The organism is Corynebacterium sp. HMSC074C03 (assembly GCF_001838285.1).
In the GTDB taxonomy this organism is placed as follows: domain Bacteria; phylum Actinomycetota; class Actinomycetes; order Mycobacteriales; family Mycobacteriaceae; genus Corynebacterium; species Corynebacterium amycolatum.
The window spans coordinates 77,769-100,782 of sequence record NZ_KV836189.1; the positions used below are offsets into that span (position 1 = coordinate 77,769).

A 23,014-nucleotide genomic window follows, 5' to 3' on the forward strand; every position below is an offset into this window, starting at 1 on the left:
GGGGCTGGACGGCACCATGAAATACGTTGACGAATTCCGCGATCCCGCCGCTGCGAAGAAGCTGCTCGCACGCATTGAACGCGAGGCCACCAAGCTGGAAAAGCCCATCGCACTGATGGAAGTCTGTGGCGGGCACACGCACACCATTTACCGCTACGGCTTGGAAAACCTCCTGCCGGAGAACATCGAGCTGATTCACGGACCCGGCTGCCCCGTCTGTGTCATCCCCATGGGGCGCGTCGACGATGCCATCTGGCTGGCACAGCAGGAAGACGTCATTTTCACGACCTTCGGCGACATGATGCGCGTGCCGGGGTCCGAAACGTCGCTGATGCAGGCACGTGCGCGTGGCGCCGATGTACGCTTTGTCTACTCGCCTCTCGACGCGCTGAAAATTGCCACCGACAACCCCGATAAGCAGGTCGTTTTCTTCGCCGTCGGGTTCGAGACCACCGCCCCGTCGACTGCCGTGACCGTTGAGGCCGCACGCCGGCAGGGTGTGGAAAACTTCTCCGTGTTTTCCAACCACGTACTTATCGAGCCGCCGCTGCGCGCCATCGTCAACGGCGGCGAAACCAAGGTTGATGGGTTTATCGGCCCAGGCCACGTGGCCACCACCACCGGCACGGACGCTTTCGAGTTCCTGCCGCGCGAGTTCAATCTGCCAGTGGCGGTCACCGGTTTTGAGCCATTGGATGTACTCCAGGCCGTCGTCATGCTGCTAGATCAATTCGTCAGCGGCGACGTTGCTGCCGGTAAGTCGCGGGTGGACAACCAGTACGCGCGCGTTGTGCGCTCCTCCGGCAACACCACCGCGCAGAAACTTATGGACCGCGTCTTTTCCCTCCGCGACACCTTCGAGTGGCGCGGTCTCGGCTGGATTGAAAACTCCGGCCTCGGCATCTCTGAGGAATACGCAGCATTCGACGCCGAGCGCCGTTTCCAGGTGCCAGGTCGCCGGATCCCAGACCCCGTGACCTGCGAATGCGGATCTGTGCTCACCGGCCACATCAAGCCGTGGCAATGCGCGGTCTTCGGCACCGCCTGCACCCCGGCGACCCCCATCGGCACCTGCATGGTCTCCCCCGAAGGCGCTTGTGCGGCGTACTACAACTTCGGCCGCATCGACCGGAAAGTCACCGAGAACCTGGCGAAATCCCGCCGCTAGTTACTCCGTAATTCCCGCACGCGCGAGCGCTGCCACCGCTTGCTTTACGACGGGCGCGTCAATCATCTCGCCATCGAGCTGGAAGGCGCCAGTGTGCGTACCTGCGTGATCGACAATCTTCCGGGCGCGGGCGAGCATTGCTTCCGACGGCTTATATGCCTTGCGCACCGGCGGCACCATCGCCGGGTGGATGCAGGCCGTAGCCAAGAAACCACAGCCCACGGCATCGAGAGCCTCTAGGTACTGGCCGCGCTCATCGCGAAAGTCAGTATGAACGGCATCAATGGCGGCAATACCCGCTGCAGCTGCATGCACCTGAACGAGTGCACGAGCCAATCGCTGCGGATCGCGGTAGTGGCGACGAGGATTTTCATCCACACTCTGACGCGAGGACGCCCCACCGAGTTCGGCGGTCAGGTCTTCGGCACCCCAGAACAGACCCACAACGTCCGGGTGCGTAGCAATCTGCTGGATATTAATCATGGCCTGCGGGGTTTCAATCATCGCGATGATCTTCAACCCTTCGAGCTCTGCGGGAATGGAGTCTCGAATCTTGGGCACCATGACGATGTCGTAGTCACATGTACGGGCAAAGGCGACATCCTCCGCGAAGGTCGGAGTCCCAGGACCGGTAATCCGAAGAATAGTCACCTCCGGGTCGAGCGGATTGTTGATGATGTTCGCACGTGCCTGCTCGTGATTGTCAACAGCAGCGCCATCCTCCAGGTCAATAATGACCATGTCCGATCGTTCAGCAGCTTTCTGGAAACGTTCCGGACGGTCAGCCGGGGCGAAGAGCAGCGCTGGGCCAGAGGGAAGCCAAGGGAAGGTCTGTTCACCATCGAGGGAGCTAAAGCCTGTCATAGCTCCTAACCTAATTGAAAACTCGAATCACCTTCGCGCAGGCTCCCCCAGGAGACAACAAAACCCGCGTTGTGGGGTCCATAGAGTGGAGACCACAACGCGGGTTTGCTGAGTTTTTAACCTATGCGATTAGTCGCGGTACAGCAGCAGCGCGTCGCCCTGGCCGCCGCCACCACACAGGGACACACCAGCGCGACCCGAACCGCGACGGTTCAGCTCCATTGCAGCGGTCAGAGTCAGGCGGGCACCGGAGCAGCCAATCGGGTGGCCGAGGGCAATCGCGCCACCGTGGATGTTGGTCTTTTCCAGCGGGTAGTCCAGCTCACGCAGAGACTTGACGGCCACCGCACCAAATGCCTCGTTGATCTCGATGAAGTCAAGCTCCTGCGCGTCCCACTCAGCGCGACGCAGAGCCTCCTTCAAAGAGTCCGCCGGCTGAGCGTGCAGGGAGTTATCCGGACCTGCGGTCTGGCCGGCCTTGCCCACAACTGCGAGGTAGTCCAGGCCGTGCTTCTCTGCGTAGGCACGCGATGCCAGCACAACTGCTGCAGCACCGTCGGAAATCGGAGAGGAGTTACCGGCAGTGATGGTGCCGTTTTCCTTCAGGAAGACCGGACGCAGCTTAGCCAGGGTCTCCACAGTGGTCTCCGGGCGAATGCCCTGGTCGGTGTCGACAACTACCGGGTCACCCTTGCGCTGCGGAATCTCGATTGGAGCGATTTCCTGCGCGAAAATTCCGTCTTCCTGCGCCTTGGCTGCACGCTGGTGAGAAGCGGCCGCAACTTCGTCCTGCTGCTCGCGGCTAATGCCGAGGTCGCTGTTCGGACCGTCGGTAAGCGTACCCATGGACACACCATCGAAGGAGTCGACCAGACCGTCGCGCTCCAAGGTGTCCTCCAGCTTCAGCGCACCGAAGGACTTGCCCTGACGAACACCGCGTGCAACGTGCGGAGCGTGCGTCATGGACTCCTGACCACCTGCAACAACGACGTCTGCGTCACCGAGACGAATCAGGCGAGCGGCGTGAATGACCGCGTTTAGGCCCGAGAGGCAGACTTTGTTAACGATCTCAGCGGTCGTATTCCATGGCAGACCTGCCTTAATGGCGACCTGTCGGGCCGGGTTCTGGCCAGCACCTGCGAGAATCACCTGGCCCAGAACGACGTGCTGAACCTCTTCCGGGGCAACGCCCGAACGCTGGACAGCGTGCTTGACAGCATGTGCGCCGAGTTCGACGGAAGTAAGCGGTGCCAGCTGGCCGAGCAGCTTGCCCTGCGGGGTGCGGGCACCAGCGAGGATAACGACATCATTCGGGCTGGGAGCTGGAAGGTTACTCATGGATGGATTCTCCTAAGTCAAATCTGATGAGTGTGGACTGACCATGATTGCTGCGTATTTAATTCTCGAGGTCAACCACGTATGCGGCTTCGGTGTTGGCCTCGATATCGGCTAGCGTCACCCCAGGTGCCAGCCTGCGTAGCACCAGGTGATCATCAGCGACATCGAAGCTTCCCAGGTTGCTAATAATCCTTTTCACTACTTTTGCACCTGTGAGGGGCAGTTCGCAGGCTTTTACCAATTTTGGTTTGCCATCTTTGGAAACGTGATCGGTCAAAACCACCACTCGAGGGGTACCAGCGACTAAGTCCATCGCGCCGCCCATGCCCTTTACCATCTTTCCCGGAATCATCCAGTTGGCCAGGTCACCGCACTGGCTAACCTCCATTGCACCCAACACGGCCATTTTCACAGCACCGCCGCGAATCATGCCGAAGCTGGTGGCGGAGTCGAAGATTGCCGCGCCCGGCACCAATGTCACGGTCTGCTTACCCGCATTGATAAGGTCGGCGTCCTCTTCACCTTCATATGGGAACGCGCCCATTCCCAAAATTCCGTTTTCACTCTGCAGCAGAACACGCACACCTTCGGGAATATGGTTTGCCACCAGTGTCGGAATGCCGATACCCAGATTCACATAGTCGCCATCGCGCAGCTCTTCGGCGGCCTGCTGTGCCATCTCGTCACGGCTCCAGCCCTTGTCCATAATTGTCTTCGCAGGTGCCATTTAAATCTCCTCCCCTGCTGCCGCGTCACCGGCATCGTGGCTGGAATCGGTATTGCGTGGCCGAGTTGTGCGCTTTTCAATGAGCTTCTCGCGGCCGTCACCGCGGACGATGTGCTGGATATGCACACCCGGAGTCATCACCAGATCCGGGTCGATCTCACCGCGGCCAAGCAAGTGCTCCACCTCCGCAACGGTCACCCTGCCGGATGCTGCACACAGTGGGTTGAAGTTCTGCGCGGTCCGGCGATAGACAAGGTTGCCGTCGATATCGCCGTGGTAGGCGTGCACCAGGCCAATGTCGGCAACGATGCCACGCTCCTGCACGTAGGTCTGCCCGTCGAAGTCGGCGTGGGGCTTGCCCTCTGCAACGAGCGTGCCGACGCCGGTTGCGGTGTAGAACGCCGGAATACCTGCGCCCCCTGCGCGAAGCCGCTCAGCCAGCGTTCCCTGAGGGGTGAACTCCACCTCGATTTCTCCTTCGAGGTACTGGCGGGCAAACTCCTTGTTCTCGCCGACGTAGGAGGCCACTACCTTTGCCACCTGTTTGTTCTCCAACAGAATGCCGAGCCCAGTACCGTCAATGCCCATGTTGTTGGACACGATGGTGAGGTCTTTTGCCCCGGAGTCGCGCACGCCTTCGATGAGGGTATATGGCACACCACACAGGCCAAAGCCGCCAACTGCCAGGGTCATTCCATCAGTGACAAGGCCTGCGACAAGCTCACGGCCGGTCTGATTAGTTGTTTTTGACATTGTTCTACACCCAGCCCAGGATTCGCGGCGCCATCTCACGCATCTCGACCTTGCGGACCTTGCCCGACGCGGTCATCGGGAACTCCTCGACGACGTGGACGTAGCGCGGAATCTTGTGACGCGACAGCTTGCCGTGGGCAAAGGCCGCCACATCGTCAGCGGTGAAGTCTTCCACATCGTCGTGCAGAATTACCCATGCCATAATCTCTTCGCCGTACTTGTCATCCGGCACACCGATGACCTGCGCATCGACGACAGCCGGGTGGGTGAACAGGAACTCTTCAATTTCGCGCGGGTAGATGTTCTCACCGCCACGGATGAGCATGTCCTTAATACGTCCAGTGATGGACAGGTAGCCCTCGTCGTCAAGCACACCCAAGTCGCCGGTGTGCATCCAGCCGTCGGCGTCGATGGCCTCGGCGGTCTTTTCCGGGTGCTCCCAGTACTCCTTCATCACGGAGTAACCGCGAACGACAACCTCGCCCTGTTCGCCTCGTGGTAGGGTCTCGCCGGTTTCTTCACAGATGATGCGGGCTTCCAAGTGCGGCATAATCTGGCCGACGGTGTTGACGCGCTTTTCCAGCGGAGAATCTGCGCGGGTCTGGAAGGACACCGGCGAGGTTTCCGTCATGCCGTAACAGATGGCAATCTCGCGCATATTGAGTTTGTCCATCACATCACGCATGGTCTTCGACGGGCACGAGGTACCTGCCATCACACCTGTGCGCAGCAGCGACAGGTCGTAAGGGGATCCGTATTCCTCCTGATCATGAGCTTCTTCAAGCTCATTGATGAACATCGTCGGCACGCCGTAGAGGCTGGTGGCCTTGGCCGAGTGCACAGCCTTGAGTGTTTCACGCGCCTTAAACGACGGGGCCGGGATGACAATAGCAGCACCGTGAGTGAAGGCGGCGAAGGTGCCAATCACCATGCCGAAGGTATGGAAGAACGGCACCGGCACACAGATGCGGTCGGTCTCGGTGTAGCCCAACAGCTCACCGATGAAGTATCCATTGTTCAGCAGGTTGCGGTGCGTTAGCGTAGCGCCCTTGGGAAAGCCTGTCGTGCCCGAGGTGAACTGGATGTTGATCGGGTCATCCGGCTTCAGCTGAGAGGTGTACTCGCTCAGGTCGTCGATTTCGCTGTGCATGTGCTCGTACCATTCGGACGAACCGAAGTAAATGACCTTGTCCAAGCGCACACCGCGCTGCTTGGAGGCCTCAATCAGCATGGTTCGGTAATCGGAGTCCTTGTAGCGGCGAGCGGCAAACACCATACGCACACCTGCCTTTTCCAGCACGTAGTTCAGCTCGTGCTGGCGGTAAGCCGGGTTGATGTTGACCAGCACCAGGCCGATGTGGTGGCAGGCGTACTGCACCACGGTCCACTCCCAGCGGTTGGTGGACCAAATGCCGATGCGGTCTCCTGGACGGTAGCCCTCCCGGATGAAAGCGCTGGCCAGGCGCAGAACCCGGTTATAGAAACGCTCAAAGGTAAAGGAGACATCCGCGTAGACGTCAACGACGGCGTCGCGGGAAGGGAATTTCTCCACAATCGCACGCAGGTTCTCACCGAGGGTCTCATCGCGAAGTGGAGCGGCACCTTGCTCGACACCGGCGCCGAACACGTGGCTCATCTTGTTGCCATCGGCATCGACAACATCCTTGCCGTATGGTGCCGGCACAGTCGTGAAGCCCTCCGGCAGCTTCGAAGGATCAGCAGTGCGCTGTTCTGCGTGGTTCTTCAATGTCGCGGTCATGGGGAGATCTCCTTGGTTTAAGTGACTCCGCAGAGTGCGGAGTGTGTGAGAGGAAAATGTGTTCTTTAGGGGGATAAATCAGTGGTCGTTACCGGCCGTGGGACTAACCTGTTACAGCAGCTCGCCGAGCAATGGCTTCTGCTTGACGGAAGAGCGGCGCATCCACCATCTGGCCGTCAAAGCTGAAGGCACCGGTGTTCTTTTCCGCTTCCGCCAAGAGCCGACGCGCCCAGTCAATCTCCTCGTCGCTGGGACGGTAAGCCTGGCGGATTGTCGGGACCTGACCGGGGTGGATACAGACGGTGGCGGCAAATCCCAAGGCAGCGGCATCTGCTGCCTCCGCAGCTAGCCCATTCGCGTCGGAGATATTGACGTAGATGGAATCCAGACTGGCCTTACCGTGCGCCGCTGCCGCCAGGTGAACGTGGCTGCGGGTATGTACCGCCACACTGCGGTAGCTACCCGCATGGATACGGCCCGGCGCGAGTGCAGCCTCTGCTTCGCTAAAGCGTGATGACGTTCCCGCCAATCCCGCCACCAGGTCCTCTGCGCCCCAGAACAGTGCAACGACACCATCGGCCTGCGCCAGCTCTTCGGCGCGCATGACCCCAAGCGGAGTTTCAATAAGGGCAATGACCTGGGGCTTCTCCCCCAGTGCCGCTACCAACTCATCCACTTGCTGAGCCGAGGAAGCCTTGGGCAGCATCACCTGGCGGAAAGCGGTGCCACGCAGCATGTCAATATCCGCTGCGTAGTCCTCAACCTCCGCTGGATTGACACGCACAATCGTGCGGGCCGGGTCGAGGTCACAGGAGGCGATAGCCTCGCGGGCAGCCTCACGGTTTTCTGCGCGACAGCCGTCCTCCAGGTCCAGAATCACCATGTCGGCACGGTCAGCAGCTTTAGCGAATCGTTCCGGCCTGTCTGCCGGCGCAAACAGAATTGCAGGGCCCAGCGGCTGCCAGGAGTTATGCGTAGACATGGGCCACTCACTTCCCCGCTGAAGCTGCGTTCTCGGAGCCGTCGTCAAGCGAAGTCGGTGCGCATTGGACGAGCGTGGACCGGACGGCGCGGCAGACGACGGTGCCGTCCTGATTGCGTCCGATGTGCTCGAGCTCGACAATGCCTTGGTTGGGGCGGGACTTGGACAGACGCTTGTTACGGCAGACGGTCTCTGCATACAGGGTGTCGCCGTGGAACATCGGTGCGGGAAACGCCACTTCGGTGAAGCCGAGGTTGGCGACGATGGTGCCGAGCGTCAGCTGCCCGACGGACAGCCCGACAACCGTCGACAGCGTCCACATGGAGTTGACCAGACGCTCGCCGCCGAATCCCGGCTGCTGGCTCGACCAGTGCGCATCCAGATGCAGTGGCTGGGTGTTCATGGTCAGCGTCGTGAAGAGGACGTCATCGGTTTCAGTGACGGTTCGCCCCGGACGGTGCAGGTAACGCGCGCCGACCTCGTACTCTTCGAACCACAGTCCGCGCTGGACGACGTCGTGGGTGACTTCGGTTGCGTTGTTGTCAGCCATTTTTACAGCCCCAATCCACGTGCGATCAGCATGAGCTGAACTTCGGTGGTGCCCTCGCCAATCTCCAGAATCTTGGAGTCGCGGTAGTGACGTGCCACGCGGTACTCGTTCATGAATCCGTAGCCACCGAAAATCTGTGTCGCGTCGCGCGCGTTGTCCATCGCTGCCTCGGAGGCAATCATCTTGGCGATGTACGCTTCACGACGGAAATCTGCGCCCGCGGCCATCTTTGCGGCTGCGTCGTACCACGCCATACGTGCGGCATGCGCACGCGCTTCCATACGGGCAATCTTGAAGGAAACAGCCTGGTACTCACCAATCGCTCGGCCCATGGAGTGACGTTCCTTGGCGTGGCGGACCGACTCATCAACACAACCCTGCGCAGCACCGGTGGCAAGCGCTGCGATTGCGACACGCCCCTCGGCCAAGATGGACAGGAAGTTAGCGAAACCGCGCCCACGAGTGCCCAGCAGGTTCTCCTGCGGGACGCGAACATCGGTGAAGGTCAGTGGGTGGGTGTCGGAGGCATTCCAACCGACCTTGTCGTAAGCCGGTTCCGCGACAAAGCCCTCCGTGCCACTCGGGACGATGATGGTAGAAATCTCCTTCTTTCCATCGTCCTTCTGGCCGGTGACTGCGGTGACAGTAACCAGCGAAGTAATATCCGTGCCGGAGTTGGTGATGAACTGCTTGGCACCGTTGATGACGAAATCATCGCCGTCTTCACGGGCGTTGGTGCGGGTGGCACCGGCGTCGGAACCTGCATCCGGCTCGGTGAGACCAAAACCGGCGAGCTTCTTACCAGCAGTCAGCTCGGGCAGGTAGGTCTCCTTCTGCTTGTCATTGCCGAAGTGGAAGATCGGCATGGCACCTAGGCCAACGCCCGCTTCCAGGGTGATAGCGACCGACTGATCGACCTTAGCCAGCTCCTCCAGAGCGATACCGAAGGACAGGTAGTCGCCGCCCATTCCACCGACTTCCTCAGGGAATGGCAGACCGAACAGCCCCATTTCTCCCATCTGCGAGACAATCTCGTACGGGAAGGTGTGGTTGCGGTCGTGCTCGGCGGAAACCGGATCGACAACTTCGTTGGCAAATTCGCGAACTACTTTCTGCAGTTCCACGTATTCGTCGTCGAGGATGGCGGTTGCAATCTTGGTGCTTTCGGACATGATGAGTGCTCCTTAAAGATTTTGTAGGTGTAGGACCTGATTGGTGCGTTTTGTGTGGGTTTTTATTCCTCGGCTTCGGCCACGGTGATGACGGCCAGCTGCTGGTCACCGGCGACCTGATCGCCCGGCGCGACGGTGAAGCTAACCTCACCTGCAATTTCGGCAGTGAGAGTGTGCTCCATCTTCATGGCCTCCATGACCAACAGAGCATCACCAACTTCGACGCGGGCTCCCTCCTCCACCGACAACGCGATAATCGCGCCGGGCATCGGTGCTTGGATGACTCCCGAGCCACCGGCATCGGCTTCGGCACCGGTGGTGACTACCTCAGTGCGAGGCAGCACCCACGTGCCGTGAGCACCGGCGACAACGTATTCTTCATGGTTCACTGCCCCCGCATGGTCGATGGTCTCGACCAGGAAATGCTGTGCGACACCATCGCGGACGATGCGCAGATGTTCTCCGTCGCGGTAGACCGAGACTTTGTAATTTCTCGGTTTCGGAACGTCGATCTCTTCGTTCTCAGCCTCGGCAGACAGGCCCGCGACCACATCACCGACGATGACGTCGGCACTCGACGGCGTGCCCACAATCGAGATCAGACGTGAGTCCTCCCCCGTTCCGAAGCGGATGCGCTGCGCGGCAGGAGTACTGGCGCGCCAGCCATCCGGGGTCAGCCACGGCGAGTCGGTGGCTTCTTCAAAGCGGGAAGTCAGCCAGTCCATCGCGGCGGCGAGGTACACATCGTCCGGTGTTCCGGAGGTGGCGAAGCCTTCCGCAACGCGGTCGAGCAAACCGGTGTCAAGATCGCCGGCGCGAACCTCGGGGACGTTCAGCAGGTAGCGACAAAAATCGATGTTGACCCCGACGCCTGCGACAACAGTGTCGCCCAGAGCCTTGTCCAGCCGCTCGAGCGCCTGCTCACGGTTTTCACCGTGGGAGATGATCTTCATCAACATCGGGTCATAGAGCGAAGAAACCTCGGAACCATCGGTAATGCCGGAATCCACACGGATACCCGCCCCACTCGGCTCGACGACACGTGTGACCGTGCCACCGGTGGGCAGGAATCCCGCCGCTGGGTCTTCGGCATAGACGCGAGCTTCAATCGAGTGACCGGTGAGAGTCACGTCTTCCTGAGCAACCGGCAGTGATCGTCCCGAGGCAATGTCAACCTGCAGCGCCACCAAATCTAGGCCGGTGACCTGCTCAGTTACCGGATGTTCAACCTGTAGACGCGTATTCATCTCCATGAAGAAGAACGACGACGGGTCCTTCGCCGGCACAATGAACTCCACCGTGCCCGCACCGACGTAGCCAACCGAGCGGGCCGCGTCACAGGCCGCTTCACCAATTGCGCTGCGCGTTTCCTCATCCAGCAGGGGGCTCGGTGCTTCCTCGATGACCTTCTGATGGCGTCGTTGCAGGGAGCACTCACGCTCGCCCAAGTGGATTACGTTGCCGTGTTTATCTGCGAGAATCTGCACCTCGATATGCCGTGGAGTGTCGACGAAGTGCTCGATGAACAGGGAGTCATCGCCGAAGGCACCCGCCGCCTCACGACGAGCCGTTGCGAGCGCCGCCGGCAGGTCAGCAGCGTCTTCCACGCGGTGCATACCCTTACCGCCACCGCCTGCCGACGGCTTAATCAGTACCGGAAAGCCAATCGATGGGGCTGCCTCAATGAGGTCCTCGTCGCTAAGCCCTGGGCGAGACAGGCCCGGAACTGTGGGAACATCGCGGGCTTCAACGGCAGCGCGGGCGGAGATTTTGTCACCCATGGTGTTAATGGCGCTGGCCGGTGGACCAATGAATTCAATACCGGCTTCCTCACAGGCGGTCGCGAAGTCTGCGTTTTCAGACAGAAAGCCGTAGCCGGGGTGGATTCCGTCTGCGTCGCAGCGGCGAGCAGCGTCGATGATCTTGTCGATAACCAGGTAGGACTCGCGTGCCGGAGATGGGCCAATGTGGATGGCCATATCCGCCATGCGGACATGAGGGGCATCGGCATCGGCATCCGAGTAGACCGCGACGGAGCGAATTCCGTTGTCACGAAGGGTTCGGATAATACGGCAGGCAATCTCGCCGCGGTTTGCGACCAATACGGTACTCAGGCTGCCGCCAGCTGCGTGGGGCTGCGTGTTGTGCGCTGTCATGTGCCCTGTGTTTCCTTTCCAGAAAATGCGGTGTCGAGAGTTTTTAGCTGGTTACTACATGCGGAAGACGCCGAAGCCCTGTTCCTCCAGGGGTGCGCCACTTGCCACATCGAGGGCCATGCCAAGAATTCGGCGGGTATCCGCGGGGTCGATGACACCGTCATCCCACAGGCGAGCCGATGAGTAATAGCAGTGCGACTGGCGCTCAAACTGCTCGCGGATCGGAGCTTCAAACTCTTCCTGCTCCTCCTGTGACCAGTTCTCGCCTGAGCGTTCAATCTGGTTACGACGAACCGTCGACAACGTCATCGCCGCCTGCGGACCGCCCATGACGGAAATGCGAGCATTCGGCCACATCCAGAGGAAGCGCGGCGAATATGCGCGACCACACATGGAGTAATTACCGGCGCCGAACGCACCACCGATGACAACGGTGAACTTGGGCACGCGGGTGGTGGCCACGGCGTTGACCATCTTGGCGCCGTGTTTTGCGATACCGCCTGCCTCATATTCGCGACCAACCATGAAGCCCGTGGTGTTCTGCAGGAATACCAGTGGGATACCGCGCTGGTCACACAACTCGATGAAGTGCGCGCCCTTCTGCGCAGATTCCGCGAAGAGAATGCCGTTGTTGGCGATAATGCCGACGCGGTGGCCGTGGATGCGGGCGAAAGCAGTGACCAGGGTCGTACCAAATTCGGCCTTAAACTCCTGGTATTGACCTCCATCCACAATAATTTCAATAACCTCGTGAACGTCGTAAGGCACTTTGGCATCGACGGGGACGACATCGTAAAGATCAGTCTGGTTGCGAGTCGGGGCAACGGTGGGTTCTGTGTCCCACGGAACTTCCGGGTCCTTGGGGAGCGTTGCGACGATATCGCGGACGCGACGCAGTGCGTCGGCATCGTTAACCGCAAGGTGGTCGGTAACTCCGGAGGTCTTGGAGTGCAGTTCGCCGCCACCGAGTTCCTCTGGTGTGACATCTTCACCAGTTGCAGCCTTAACCAGTGGCGGGCCTGCCAGGAAGATGGTGCCCTGGTTTTTCACAATGACCGCTTCATCGCTCATCGCCGGCACATAGGCGCCACCGGCGGTACAGGATCCCATCACGGCGGCAATCTGCGGAATCCCGCGAGCGGAAAGGTTGGCCTGGTTGTAGAAAATGCGACCGAAATGATCGCGATCAGGGAAAACTTCATCCTGGTTGAGAAGCATGGCCCCGCCGGAGTCGACCAGGTAAATGCACGGCAAGTGGTTAAGGCTGGCAATCTCCTGTGCGCGCAGGTGCTTCTTGACAGTCAACGGGTAGTACGTTCCGCCGGAAACGGTTGCGTCATTGGCTACAACCAGGCAGCGACGACCTTCGATGATGCCAATGCCGGCGATGACGCCAGCAGCCGGAACCTTGCCGCCATACATTTCGTGGGCCGCTAGCGGTGCGACCTCAAGGAAAGGGCTGCCGGGGTCAAGCAGTTGGTTGATGCGCTGACGTGGCAGCAGCTTACCGCGGGAAATATGGCGAGCACGGGCACGTTCGGAACCACCGCGTGCTGTTGTGCTAAGCAGCTCTTTGAGCTCTGCGACGAGCTCTTCGTGGCGCTGTCGGTTGGTCAATGCTGGAGCGTGAGTCATGGGCGAAATACTTTCCGTTAATGACTATTAACTTTCTTGACGAAAAGATTAATGTGACCCGGGTCACCTCACAACAAATTTTGTTTTCTCGACCACACTTTCACCCCCGTGGACTTCCCGCGCACCATGAAGTACGCACCCCTCCCCGAGGTCGCAGCATGTTTCCGACAGAGATGTAAGCTTCCCCTAGAAATCTGTTTCGGGGGTGAATTCAACTGAATGTGAGCGCCCTGCACCGCACAACAAAGCCGCCTGACCTCACACTGCTGAGCACAGTGAGGCCAGACGGCAGAAGAATGAATACGGATTATTGGTTGTTAATGCCCAGCGCAGCGAGGGCCATCTCAAAGGCATTTTCCCTTGTCGCCTCGGGGCCCGCCCATTTGAGCACATGCCTGGAAGAGTTAATCAACCCAGCGGTGAGCTGGACTTTAAGCTGCGCCTCGTCGGAGGTGAGTTCGGGCTGTAGTTCACGCAGAGCGTCCACCCATAAGACCATGTAAAGACGCTGCAAGGAACGCACTTTTGCGCTCTGCTCTGGCGCCAGATTTCCCCCTTCGCGCTCTTGGACACGAATGCGATCGGGCTCCGTGACTGCAAAATGCACGTGATGCGCAAGGAGGCCCCGAAGAGTCTCCTCTGGCTCCCAATCATTGCTCTTTGCTCGATCGAGAACTGCTCGCGCACCATCGACAAGTCGGATAGAAATATCGATGAGGATCTGCGCCAACAGCTCTTCCTTGCCGCTGAAGTAACGGTAAAGAGCTGGGCCAGAAATGCCGACAGCGGAGCCAACATCCTCCAACCGAGTCTGATGAAACCCTCGGTCGGCCAGGATCGCAGCAGCAGCGGAGAGAATCTCTGCTTCTCGACGCCGTCGCGCTTCGGTTCTACGTGACATAAGCCCTTATGTTAAACGCATTGGAGCCATTTCGTCTGCATAATTATCACCAGCGCCTGCCCTCAGCGTGTGTTCACATAGACCACGGCTCGACAACAGACACACATCCTCGCCCACAGGTCCCCACACGTCCGGGTAGAGAAAAACCGCCGAGGTGACAGTTAGCACCGCGGCGGTTAGCCCCTAATCCAGTAAGGAATTAGTGGAAGAAGTGACGAGTACCTGTCATGTACATGGTGACGCCAGCTTCCTTGGCAGCAGCTATGACCTCTTCGTCACGGATGGAACCACCTGGCTGGACAACTGCCTTCACACCGGCATCAATCAGGACCTGCAGACCGTCAGCGAACGGGAAGAAGGCATCGGACGCAGCGTAGGCCCCCTGAGTACGGTTTTCTCCGTCGGCAAGCGTATTTGCGCGCTCAACGGCGAGCTTTGCGGAGTCCACGCGGTTGACCTGGCCCATGCCGACGCCGACGGTGGCGTTGTTCTTGGACAGCAGGATGGCGTTGGACTTCACAGCGCGGACGGAGCGCCATGCAAACTCGAGCTCAGCCAGCTCTTCAGCATTCAATGCCTCGCCGGTGGCCAGCTCCCAGTTCTCCGGCTTATCACCCTCTGCCTGGTAAGTATCCGGATCCTGGGTGAGCAGACCACCCGAGATAAACTTGTTCTCGGTGGTCGGTGCTTCGTACTCGGCGACGAGAATACGCAGATTCTTCTTGGCCTTCAGCACCTCAACGGCACCGTCTTCGTAGGACGGAGCGACGATGACCTCGGTGAAGATGTCCTTGACCTGTTCGGCCATCTCAACGGAGACCTCGCGGTTGACGGCAATGACACCGCCGAATGCGGACATCGGGTCACATGCGTGAGCTGCGCGGTGAGCTGCGGCGATGGACTCATCCGAGACTGCGATGCCGCACGGGTTAGCGTGCTTGATGATTGCCACACACGGGCGCTCGTGATCCCAGGCGGCACGCCATGCGGCGTCGGCATCCTGGTAGTTGTTGTACGACATCTCCTTGCCGTTCAGCTGCTTGGCGTTTGCCAGCCCCTTGGTACCAATGCGGGTCAGAGTTGCCGACTGGTGAGAGTTCTCGCCGTAGCGCAGCGGAGTCGGAGTGGATCCCTCAGCGCCACCGAGCTGCTCAACAAACCAGTTGGACACAGCTGCGTCGTAATCAGCGGTGTGCAGGAATGCGTCGCGAGCGAACTCACGGCGCTGCTCGAGGGTGAAGCCGCCTTCCTTCACGGCGGTAGCGACATCGCCGTAACGAGCCGGGTCGACGACGATGGCAACCGACGGGTGGTTCTTCGCCGCAGCGCGAACCATCGACGGGCCTCCAATGTCGATCTGCTCCACGCATTCGTCGTAGGAAGCGCCCGAGGCAACGGTCTCCCGGAACGGGTACAGGTTAACGACAACGAGCTGGAAAGCCTCCACACCGAGCTCCTTCAGCTGAGCCAGGTGGTCTTCCTTGCGGGTATCAGCCAGAATGCCGGCGTGAACACGCGGGTGCAGCGTCTTCACGCGGCCCTCGAGGCACTCCGGGAAACCAGTGAGATCCTCAACCGGGGTCACAGGCACGCCAGCTGCAGCAATCTTGCCAGCCGTGGAACCGGTGGAAACGATTTCCACGCCAGCCTCGTGCAGGTCGCGAGCCAGCTCCTCGAGCCCAGTCTTGTCGTAGACGCTAATCAGAGCGCGCTTGATCGGTTTACGCTGCGTGTTGTCGTTGGTCATTTCAGATAAGCCTTTCGTCCGTCACGCTCAATTCCGTGATCGGCAATCGAGTGCAATACATCAACCAGGAGTCGGCGTTCGACAACCTTGATTCGTTCGTGCAGGGTCTCCACCGTGTCGTCGTCCTCGACGGCCACTGGCTGTTGCGCCAGAATCGGCCCGGTGTCCACTCCATTATCAACGATATGCACGGTCGTGCCGGTGACCTTCACCCCGTAGTCAAGTGCATCCGGTACCGCACGCGCCCCTGGGAAGGACGGCAGCAGCGCTGGGTGCGTATTAATGATGCGATTGCTGTAGGCCTCCACAAATGATGGCCCCAGAATGCGCATGAAACCCGCCGAGACAACGATATCCGGCGAAAAACTGTTCACGGCCTCTAAAACACGAATATCCCAACCTTCTCGGTCCTTCTTTGCCTCAGCATCGAAAGGCACCCGAAAAGTTGGGATATTGAGGTTTTGAGCCCTCTCCAGCGCCGGACAATCCTTGTCCGAACCAACCGCGACAATCTGAACCTTTTCAGCGTCCAGCAGTTCCAGCATCGACTGCAAAAGGGAGCCCAGGCCAGAGGCCAGGACTACGATGCGGAGCTGCTTGCTGGAGGAATTATTGTGCGAAATTTCTGCGACGGGCTGTGCTTCAGTCACGGCGTTTAGCTTACCCAGCCCGGCAGAGACCCCAAATTCCGCTCCCCCTAAGTTGGCTTAGCTCTTTTGGCTTGACGACGGTTCCCCGTCGCCGCCTTCCTCCGAGTCTTCGGTGTCCTCATCGGATTCGTCCTCGTCGGTCGCATCTACTTCGCCCGATGCTTCTCCGCCTGCGGCGCTTTCTGAATCCTCTTCAGAGTCGTCCGATTCCTCAGCGTCTTCTGAAGTGTCTTCAGACTCAGCACCGGACTCTGATTCCTCCTCTGTGTCGGACTCGGCTTCGTCTTCGGAGGTCGCTTCATCTTCGGAGGTCGCTACGACTTCCCCGTCGACAATCTCCTCCGACTCCTCCGAACCGCTCCCGTCATTGTCGGACTTATCGGCGTCGCCGGCATCCTCAGCCTCAGCATGACCGTTTCCATCTCCCGCAGGCTTCGGCGGGAACTTCTCGGCGGCCACTTCCGAGACTCCCTTGTCCCTACCAAGTGACGGCACACCGGTCATCGCAACAACCACGATGGCCCCCGGAACAACCAGCCACATCGAGCCGAGCAGTCCAGTCAGCCACCAGGAGGCACCGGCCCACCCAAAGATGCCAACCTCACCGCCGAGCAGCCAAGCCAGCCCCATGAGGAAGATGATCGACCACACGGCAGCGAGAACGACGACCAGGTAGGGCTGCTTCGGTGCAGATTTCTTCAGGAATGCCACGACGCGCCAAGCCGCAACGGCTGGCGGTAGCACAATCAGCACTCCGAAAGCCCAGTGCACCAGCGACTGAGGCATGGCAGCCAAAATCGGCAGCGGTGGCAGCTGAGCCGGGTGCACTGCGAACAGCCCAGCCTCCGCTGGCCCAAACGTCGATTTTCCGCCCACCAGCACACCGACAGCACCGAAGGCCACATTTGGCAGGTACAGCAGCGAGAGGCCGCTGACCGCAACACTTTCACCGACGGTATCCGTGATTGCAAATGTCTCTGCCAGCAACTCTCGATGCCAAATCAGCGAAACGAGTGTCACCACAACACCGGCCAGCCACAGCCATGCCACGTAGCTGCCCGCCAGACGGGCCGACCCGAGCAACCACTCCGGCAGCTTCCGGCGCAGCAGTAGTGCACGCAGCAACCGCTGCCCCATTCCCAGCACCAAGGCCACGAGATTTACAAGCAGCGCGGCTGCAATCGCAAGGCCGAAACTAGGGGTCTGAACGCGGGGAAACACCTTCGACGCGTCGTAAAGCATGAGCCACGCGATGATGGTGAGAACAATGGGCGTGCCCAGATACGCGCCGACCAACGCGCGGACATCCTTGATGCTGATGCGGTCAGCGACTTCGCGGCGTACACGCCAGGCGATGAACAACACCATCAGCACCGCGGGCAGTGCTGGTGTGAGCCCCAGCGTCGTGCCGTTAAAACGGAACGGCGCGAGGTTAAAGATCATCCACATCGACGCGATACTCGCTGGAAGCGGAGACATTCCAGCGCCACTGACGATGACGCCAATCAGAGCTACCGAGATGATGAACAGCAATACGACGCCGTAAGAACCGGCAACAGACAGCCCAAACCGGCGTGTACGAGGCGAGTTAATGAAACGACGGAACCCCGAGGGACGCCCCTTGCGTGACGACGTTCCGGAGCCCCCCGCTTTCATCTTCGTCGTGGCGGCTCGATTGCTGTCGGCACCGACGCTGCGCGCACCGCCAGTCTGACCGGCCTGCGTATTCTGCCATGCGCGGGCAGTGCGCTCACTGCGCTCGCTGCGGACGCTACGGGAACCCCCGCCGCTGCCACCGGCACCGGTGCGGCTTCGCCGATTTCGATCGCTACCGGAGGAACCTCTCCGCGAATCCGCGCCTTTCACAGTGACATCGTCCTTCCCGCGTCTAATCATTGACAGCTGATTGCCCACCTATATAGATAGGGTGCCACGCAAGGGTGCGTCACAGCCATGGCCATATAGTGCCATACATACAACGCCTCTTTGTTTAGGCATTGCAGAGTCTAATTTGAAGGTACGGATCCCAGGACGGACGGTATCCGTTGAGTCCGATCTCCTTTTGCCCCCTCCCCCCCCAAAGTGGCTTCACCTTTGGTTTCCATTTGTCAACGCCGATGGGTTACTTTTTGCCACCCCCGCGACCACACCCTTAGTTCACCCGGAAACTACTTGCCGATCCCCCTACCCAGCCCCTCGATTAAGGGGCATCCGCCATAAATCCCCTGGCAACACACCGGTTGCGCTTCACCGGATCCGTGATACAAGACAACAGCCCCACGGCCACAGCACGGCCCTATTGAACTGAAACTGACGAATCAGCGAACAAGTTCTCTAAAAACAAGTTGCTTGCCCTATATCGAACCGTTATTATCGCAGAAGTTAGATAACAGTTGGGTTACAAAGAGTTTCGTTGGCAGGGAGATTGAAGTGACGTTTTTCAATGCTCGTCGCGGAGGCGGAAAGCACCGCAAGGTAGAGGTTTCCGCAACTTCTCGCGCAGCACTGGTCGCACTGTCCGCATCGACGATCGCTTCCTCCAACGCGGTCGCCCACGCAGCTGAGACCGAGAATAAGGCTCCGGAGAACTCAGCTTCGACTCAGACCCGCGCTGCTCAGCCGAAGAACAACGCTCCGATGGTGCTGGCCTCCAGCTCCTTCAATCCGAGCACTAACCTCAGCGACCACCTCGCTACGGCGTTGCAGTACAACCAGGAGCGCGTTGCTCGCGACCAGGCTGCCCGCGCTCCGAAACTCTCCATCCCGACCGTGGGGCTGCTGACCTCACCGTTCGGTCCACGCTGGGGAACCTTCCACTACGGTGTCGACCTGGCTAACGTCACCAACACCCCAATCATGTCCGTCATGGACGGCACTGTTATCGATGCCGGCCCGGCTCAGGGCTACGGCCAGTGGATTCGCGTTCGCCATGACGACGGCTCTGTTTCCGTCTACGGCCACATCGAGTCCATCTACGTTGCTGTCGGAGAAGCTGTCCGAGCTGGTCAGGTCATCGCCGGTATGGGCAACCGCGGCTTCTCCACCGGTACGCACCTCCACTTCGAGATCCACCCGGATGGCACCACTCCGGTCGACCCGGTGACCTGGTTCATCCAGCGTGGTCTGAACCTGAACTAATCAGGTATCGGCACAGGTACGAGCAAGCCTGGCCGCTCTGCGAAGGCCCTACCTGTGCACCGGCTCCCTGTTTGACCGCGGCTGCAAGCCTCCCCTGATTAAATTTTTCAGAAACCGGCATCGCCGCCGGTACTGGGGCTTTACTCTTGACACATGGCAGAGACTCAAACATTCCGCATGTGGAAGAAGTTGGCTGCGACTCCAGTCGTCGGCAAGCGTTTATTTTCCTTAACCGCCGCGTTGACGGCGCCATATTTCCGCACAATCTGCCCCAAGCTAGAGACGATGCAGCCTGGACTGGCGGTAGCGCGCATGCCCGCTTGGTGGGGCGTGCGTAATCACATTAAGTCCGTGCATGCGATTGCTGCGTGTAACCTCGCTGAATTCGCGATGGGCATGCTCTGTGAGGCCAGCGTACCGACAACGCATCGCTGGGTGCCAAAGGGCATGACGACGAACTACAAGCGCATCTCCGTTGGTGGCCTGACGGCTGTGGCCAAGGCTGAGTTGCCGGACTTCTCCACCATCACACCGGAGACTGGTGGGGTAGATTTTCCCGTCCACATTGTGCTGACCGATGCCAACGGCACCGAAGTGCAAGATGCCACCATCAACTGCTGGGTGACGGCGAAGAAGCCTAAGTAGCCTCCACGCGATAGTGGCACGTGCACGGCCGCGGGTAGGGACGGCCAGTCGGGCGGTGGTGGATTTTTACAACTTCTCCATGGGCACGCCGCCGATAAGCATCATGCGGACCTTACCTGCGGATCCAAAGTCAATCATCGCAGTTGCCCGGGGCGCGGCCCCTTGGACCTCAAGCACAGTGCCTAAGCCGTACTTGTCGTGAACAACCTTGTCACCGGGCTCTAGGTGCAAGACCTGATTCTTCTTTCGGGATGGCGCACCAGAGTTAGAGGATCCACCAGAGCCGAAGCCCGAGCTGGAACCGAAGCCCGACGAGGCACCATGGCCACGACCAAACGCGCTGCCCGCGCCGTAGCCACCAGAACCAAAACCACCAGAACCGGCGCCCCAGCTGCGAGCCGGAGCCTCGCGCAGCCAATCGATCAGGTCGCTTGGGACTTCCCCCAGGAAACGTGAAGGCGGATTATTCTGCGGCGAACCCCACGAGGACCGAGTCACAGCGCGCGTGAGATACAGCTGCTTGCGAGCTCGGGTAATACCCACATAGGCCAGACGTCGCTCTTCAGCCAGCTCCTTCGGATCGCCCAGGGCGCGCAGGTGCGGGAACAGTCCGTCTTCCCAGCCAATGAGAAATACCACCGGAAACTCCAGGCCCTTAGCCGTATGTAGCGTCATCAACGTCACTACACCGGTGTCATCATCCGGAATCTGATCCGCATCGGCCACCAGAGAAACTCGCTCGAGGAATGCCTGCAGACTTCCCGGTTCCGCTTCCCCATCGTTGTCGAAGTCGGCCGCGAAATCACGCGCGAGGTCATTCGCGATTCCAGATTCCACCTCGGACTCGCCACTAGTATCAGCACCGCTTTCAGCATCAGCTGCAGCGCCAGAGCCTTCATTTACATCAGCGCTAATATCCACCGACGACATCATCCGCGCCTCTGCAGAGAACTCCCGCGCAACGCTGACGAGCTCATTGAGGTTGTCCAGGCGCGTGGCATCTTGCGGATCATTGGAGCGCTCGAGCTCCGACTTGTACCCACTGCGATCAATAATCGCGTTGACCAAATCACCGATATCGGCCAGTTCACCGGATGCCATATCCGCCGCCAAGCCATCAATCATCTCGACGAATGCCGCCATCGCGTTTCGACTCCGTGCCGCCACCGCCGGAACCTTGCCCTCCGCTACGGCACGTAGCGCGGTGCCAAACGAGCAACGCTCATCCTCGGCATAGAGCGACACATGCGCCACCGCACGGTCACCGATTCCGCGCCGCGGCGTATTGATAATGCGACGCAACGATACATCATCGTCGAAGTTCTCAATAACGCGCAGGTAGGCGACAATATCGCGTACTTCCTTACGCTCATAGAACCTGGTGCCACCAACCACCGTGTACGGCACGCCCATACGAATGAAGACATCCTCCAGCGCACGGGAGGAATTATTGGTGCGGTAGAAAATCGCCACATCCGAGTACGAGTACGGCCCGTAGTCGACCAATTGCTCAATCTCGTTAGCGATAAACCGAGCCTCATCATGCTCATTGTCCGCCACGTAGCCCTTGATCTTGCCGCCCTCACCGAGATCGGTCCATAGCTTCTTCTCCCGGCGGTTCTCATTGCGCGCAATCAACGCATTGGCCGCCGACAGAATCGTCTGCGTCGAGCGATAGTTTTGATCCAGCAGAATCGACGTGGCCTCCGGATAGTCCTTCTCAAACTCCTCAATATTGCGAATAGTCGCACCACGGAAGGCATAAATGGACTGGTCCGAATCGCCCACCACACACAGCTCACTCGGAGGCACATCTCCACCGGGCTTGCCGACGAGCGTCGAGACCAAAACATACTGCGCATGGTTGGTGTCCTGGTACTCGTCCACCAACACATGCCGGAAACGGCGACGGTAATACTCTGCAACCTGCGGGTGATTGGTGAAAATCCGAACGACCTCACCGATTAGATCGTCAAAGTCCACGGCATTAGCCGCCCGCAGCCTGGTCTGGTACTCCAGGTAAACCCGTGCAACGACGTCATCAAAAGGATTGCGCGTCGCCGACGCGTCCGCGATGGCCTTCTCCGGGTCAATCAACTCATTCTTGAGATTGGAGATACGCGACGAGAGCACGCGACCGGTGAACTTCTTGGCATCCAGATCCATGTCCTTAGCGATCATGGACAGCAAACGCCGGGAGTCGTCCGAATCATAAATAGAGAAATTGGAATTAAGCCCCGGCACTAGCGCATGCTGCATGCGCAAGATACGCACACACATGGAGTGGAACGTGGACACCCACATACGCTGCGCCTGGTCACCGACCAGTCCCGCCACACGCTCACGCATCTCGGCTGCGGCCTTATTGGTAAAGGTAATAGCCAAAATTTGGCTTGGCAGAACCCCACGCGCACCGATCAGGTATGCAATCCTGCGCGTCAGCACAGACGTCTTTCCTGAACCCGCTCCAGCCACAATCAACAGTGGTGAACCAATGTGCTCCACTGCTTGGCGCTGCTGCGGATTAAGCCCCTCTAGCAGCGACTCTGAATCAAAACTGGGCTCAAAGCCACCGCCAAAACCGCCGCCAAAGCTGGCAGCGCCACTCGGCGCGCTATTGCTACCAGCGCCGGTGAAGCGGCCGAACCCACCACGGCCAGGCGTAGCACCGCCCACCTCACCGTGGTTCGAACCAGCATGGCTATCGCCACTACGGCCATCGTCAGCATTGAAGGACCCGAACAGCATTCCAGTTTCATTTCCCATGATGGCTACTACAGTAGCCGAGCCCCCGGATTGGACTGTTCGAATCCTTTGGCACAATAAGAA

Annotated in this window: 18 protein-coding genes; 3 read left to right on the plus strand and 15 right to left on the minus strand. The window is 59.5% G+C overall.

Translation table 11 applies throughout. The features are described from left to right. The first annotated feature begins 16 nt into the window (after positions 1 to 16). On the plus strand, positions 17 to 1,168 hold the full coding sequence (hypD, locus tag HMPREF2847_RS00515) for a hydrogenase formation protein HypD (protein ID WP_016422178.1): 1,152 nt from the start codon (positions 17 to 19) through the stop codon (positions 1,166 to 1,168). Here hypD and HMPREF2847_RS00520 read toward each other — a convergent pair whose 3' ends face one another. From HMPREF2847_RS00520 to HMPREF2847_RS00585, 14 genes are all read right to left on the minus strand, one after another. Further along, positions 1,169 to 2,032, minus strand: a complete 864-nt coding sequence (locus HMPREF2847_RS00520) for an HpcH/HpaI aldolase/citrate lyase family protein (RefSeq protein WP_070851162.1) — start codon at positions 2,030 to 2,032, stop codon at positions 1,169 to 1,171. It lies immediately after the preceding gene. A gap of 129 nt (positions 2,033 to 2,161) precedes the next feature. Continuing rightward, positions 2,162 to 3,370: an acetyl-CoA C-acetyltransferase gene (locus tag HMPREF2847_RS00525; protein WP_038627863.1), complete on the minus strand. Its 1,209-nt coding sequence runs from the start codon at positions 3,368 to 3,370 to the stop codon at positions 2,162 to 2,164. Between the two features lie 58 nt (positions 3,371 to 3,428). Beyond that, positions 3,429 to 4,097 (minus strand): CoA transferase subunit B, encoded by a 669-nt coding sequence (locus HMPREF2847_RS00530; protein WP_005509864.1) that lies wholly within the window; start codon positions 4,095 to 4,097, stop codon positions 3,429 to 3,431. Further along, positions 4,098 to 4,850, minus strand: coding sequence for a CoA transferase subunit A (locus HMPREF2847_RS00535; RefSeq protein WP_070851164.1), 753 nt, complete (start codon positions 4,848 to 4,850; stop codon positions 4,098 to 4,100). 4 nt (positions 4,851 to 4,854) lie between these two features. Further along, a complete protein-coding gene (locus HMPREF2847_RS00540; RefSeq protein WP_048731620.1) occupies positions 4,855 to 6,609 on the minus strand; it encodes an AMP-binding protein in 1,755 nt (584 codons plus the stop codon). 103 nt (positions 6,610 to 6,712) lie between these two features. After that, positions 6,713 to 7,591: an HpcH/HpaI aldolase/citrate lyase family protein gene (locus HMPREF2847_RS00545; RefSeq protein ID WP_070851166.1), complete on the minus strand. Its 879-nt coding sequence runs from the start codon at positions 7,589 to 7,591 to the stop codon at positions 6,713 to 6,715. Positions 7,592 to 7,598: 7 nt separating this feature from the next. Further along, a complete protein-coding gene (locus tag HMPREF2847_RS00550) occupies positions 7,599 to 8,141 on the minus strand; it encodes a MaoC family dehydratase (protein WP_069359443.1) in 543 nt (180 codons plus the stop codon). A 2-nt stretch (positions 8,142 to 8,143) separates the two neighbouring features. After that, on the minus strand, positions 8,144 to 9,313 hold the full coding sequence (locus HMPREF2847_RS00555; RefSeq protein WP_070851167.1) for an acyl-CoA dehydrogenase family protein: 1,170 nt from the start codon (positions 9,311 to 9,313) through the stop codon (positions 8,144 to 8,146). 62 nt (positions 9,314 to 9,375) lie between these two features. Further along, positions 9,376 to 11,469 carry an ATP-binding protein gene (locus HMPREF2847_RS00560; RefSeq protein ID WP_070851168.1) on the minus strand — a complete coding sequence of 698 codons (2,094 nt, stop codon included), beginning with the start codon at positions 11,467 to 11,469 and terminating at the stop codon, positions 9,376 to 9,378. 54 nt (positions 11,470 to 11,523) lie between these two features. Further along, the gene (locus HMPREF2847_RS00565) at positions 11,524 to 13,104 is read right to left on the minus strand and encodes a carboxyl transferase domain-containing protein (protein ID WP_070851169.1); all 1,581 of its coding nucleotides are present in this window, start codon (positions 13,102 to 13,104) and stop codon (positions 11,524 to 11,526) included. 307 nt (positions 13,105 to 13,411) lie between these two features. Then, a complete protein-coding gene (locus HMPREF2847_RS00570; RefSeq protein WP_016422168.1) occupies positions 13,412 to 14,005 on the minus strand; it encodes a TetR/AcrR family transcriptional regulator in 594 nt (197 codons plus the stop codon). Positions 14,006 to 14,204: 199 nt separating this feature from the next. Further along, positions 14,205 to 15,752 carry a bifunctional phosphoribosylaminoimidazolecarboxamide formyltransferase/IMP cyclohydrolase gene (gene purH / locus HMPREF2847_RS00575; RefSeq protein WP_016422167.1) on the minus strand — a complete coding sequence of 516 codons (1,548 nt, stop codon included), beginning with the start codon at positions 15,750 to 15,752 and terminating at the stop codon, positions 14,205 to 14,207. Beyond that, positions 15,749 to 16,402, minus strand: a complete 654-nt coding sequence (gene purN / locus HMPREF2847_RS00580) for a phosphoribosylglycinamide formyltransferase (RefSeq protein WP_016422166.1) — start codon at positions 16,400 to 16,402, stop codon at positions 15,749 to 15,751. Before purN ends, purH begins: the two co-directional genes overlap by 4 nt. 57 nt (positions 16,403 to 16,459) lie before the next feature. Then, entirely contained in the window at positions 16,460 to 18,298 is a 1,839-nt protein-coding gene (locus tag HMPREF2847_RS00585) for a cell division protein PerM (RefSeq protein WP_070851170.1), read from the minus strand. Between the two features lie 534 nt (positions 18,299 to 18,832). On the opposite strand from HMPREF2847_RS00585, the gene HMPREF2847_RS00590 reads away from it, so the two are divergent. Further along, positions 18,833 to 19,540, plus strand: a complete 708-nt coding sequence (locus tag HMPREF2847_RS00590; RefSeq protein WP_070851171.1) for a M23 family metallopeptidase — start codon at positions 18,833 to 18,835, stop codon at positions 19,538 to 19,540. A 153-nt stretch (positions 19,541 to 19,693) separates the two neighbouring features. Next, positions 19,694 to 20,185: a hotdog fold domain-containing protein gene (locus HMPREF2847_RS00595; RefSeq protein ID WP_038627827.1), complete on the plus strand. Its 492-nt coding sequence runs from the start codon at positions 19,694 to 19,696 to the stop codon at positions 20,183 to 20,185. Positions 20,186 to 20,251: 66 nt separating this feature from the next. On the opposite strand, the gene HMPREF2847_RS00600 is transcribed toward HMPREF2847_RS00595, so the two are convergent. Then, entirely contained in the window at positions 20,252 to 22,951 is a 2,700-nt protein-coding gene (locus tag HMPREF2847_RS00600) for a UvrD-helicase domain-containing protein (RefSeq protein WP_070851172.1), read from the minus strand. Positions 22,952 to 23,014: the final 63 nt, after the last annotated feature.

What these genes read in the sequence shown, in the direction of transcription:
- HMPREF2847_RS00545 (WP_070851166.1), bottom strand. Translation starts at nt 7,591, where the DNA reads ATGTCTACGCATAACTCCTGGCAGCCGCTGGGCCCTGCAATTCTGTTT.
- purH (WP_016422167.1), bottom strand. Translation starts at nt 15,752, where the DNA reads ATGACCAACGACAACACGCAGCGTAAACCGATCAAGCGCGCTCTGATT.
- HMPREF2847_RS00585 (WP_070851170.1), bottom strand. Translation starts at nt 18,298, where the DNA reads ATGATTAGACGCGGGAAGGACGATGTCACTGTGAAAGGCGCGGATTCG.
- HMPREF2847_RS00565 (WP_070851169.1), bottom strand. Translation starts at nt 13,104, where the DNA reads ATGACTCACGCTCCAGCATTGACCAACCGACAGCGCCACGAAGAGCTC.
- HMPREF2847_RS00560 (WP_070851168.1), bottom strand. Translation starts at nt 11,469, where the DNA reads ATGACAGCGCACAACACGCAGCCCCACGCAGCTGGCGGCAGCCTGAGT.
- HMPREF2847_RS00535 (WP_070851164.1), bottom strand. Translation starts at nt 4,850, where the DNA reads ATGTCAAAAACAACTAATCAGACCGGCCGTGAGCTTGTCGCAGGCCTT.
- HMPREF2847_RS00600 (WP_070851172.1), bottom strand. Translation starts at nt 22,951, where the DNA reads ATGGGAAATGAAACTGGAATGCTGTTCGGGTCCTTCAATGCTGACGAT.
- HMPREF2847_RS00595 (WP_038627827.1), top strand. Translation starts at nt 19,694, where the DNA reads ATGGCAGAGACTCAAACATTCCGCATGTGGAAGAAGTTGGCTGCGACT.
- HMPREF2847_RS00530 (WP_005509864.1), bottom strand. Translation starts at nt 4,097, where the DNA reads ATGGCACCTGCGAAGACAATTATGGACAAGGGCTGGAGCCGTGACGAG.
- HMPREF2847_RS00570 (WP_016422168.1), bottom strand. Translation starts at nt 14,005, where the DNA reads ATGTCACGTAGAACCGAAGCGCGACGGCGTCGAGAAGCAGAGATTCTC.
- HMPREF2847_RS00555 (WP_070851167.1), bottom strand. Translation starts at nt 9,313, where the DNA reads ATGTCCGAAAGCACCAAGATTGCAACCGCCATCCTCGACGACGAATAC.
- HMPREF2847_RS00525 (WP_038627863.1), bottom strand. Translation starts at nt 3,370, where the DNA reads ATGAGTAACCTTCCAGCTCCCAGCCCGAATGATGTCGTTATCCTCGCT.
- hypD (WP_016422178.1), top strand. Translation starts at nt 17, where the DNA reads ATGAAATACGTTGACGAATTCCGCGATCCCGCCGCTGCGAAGAAGCTG.
- HMPREF2847_RS00550 (WP_069359443.1), bottom strand. Translation starts at nt 8,141, where the DNA reads ATGGCTGACAACAACGCAACCGAAGTCACCCACGACGTCGTCCAGCGC.
- HMPREF2847_RS00540 (WP_048731620.1), bottom strand. Translation starts at nt 6,609, where the DNA reads ATGACCGCGACATTGAAGAACCACGCAGAACAGCGCACTGCTGATCCT.
- HMPREF2847_RS00520 (WP_070851162.1), bottom strand. Translation starts at nt 2,032, where the DNA reads ATGACAGGCTTTAGCTCCCTCGATGGTGAACAGACCTTCCCTTGGCTT.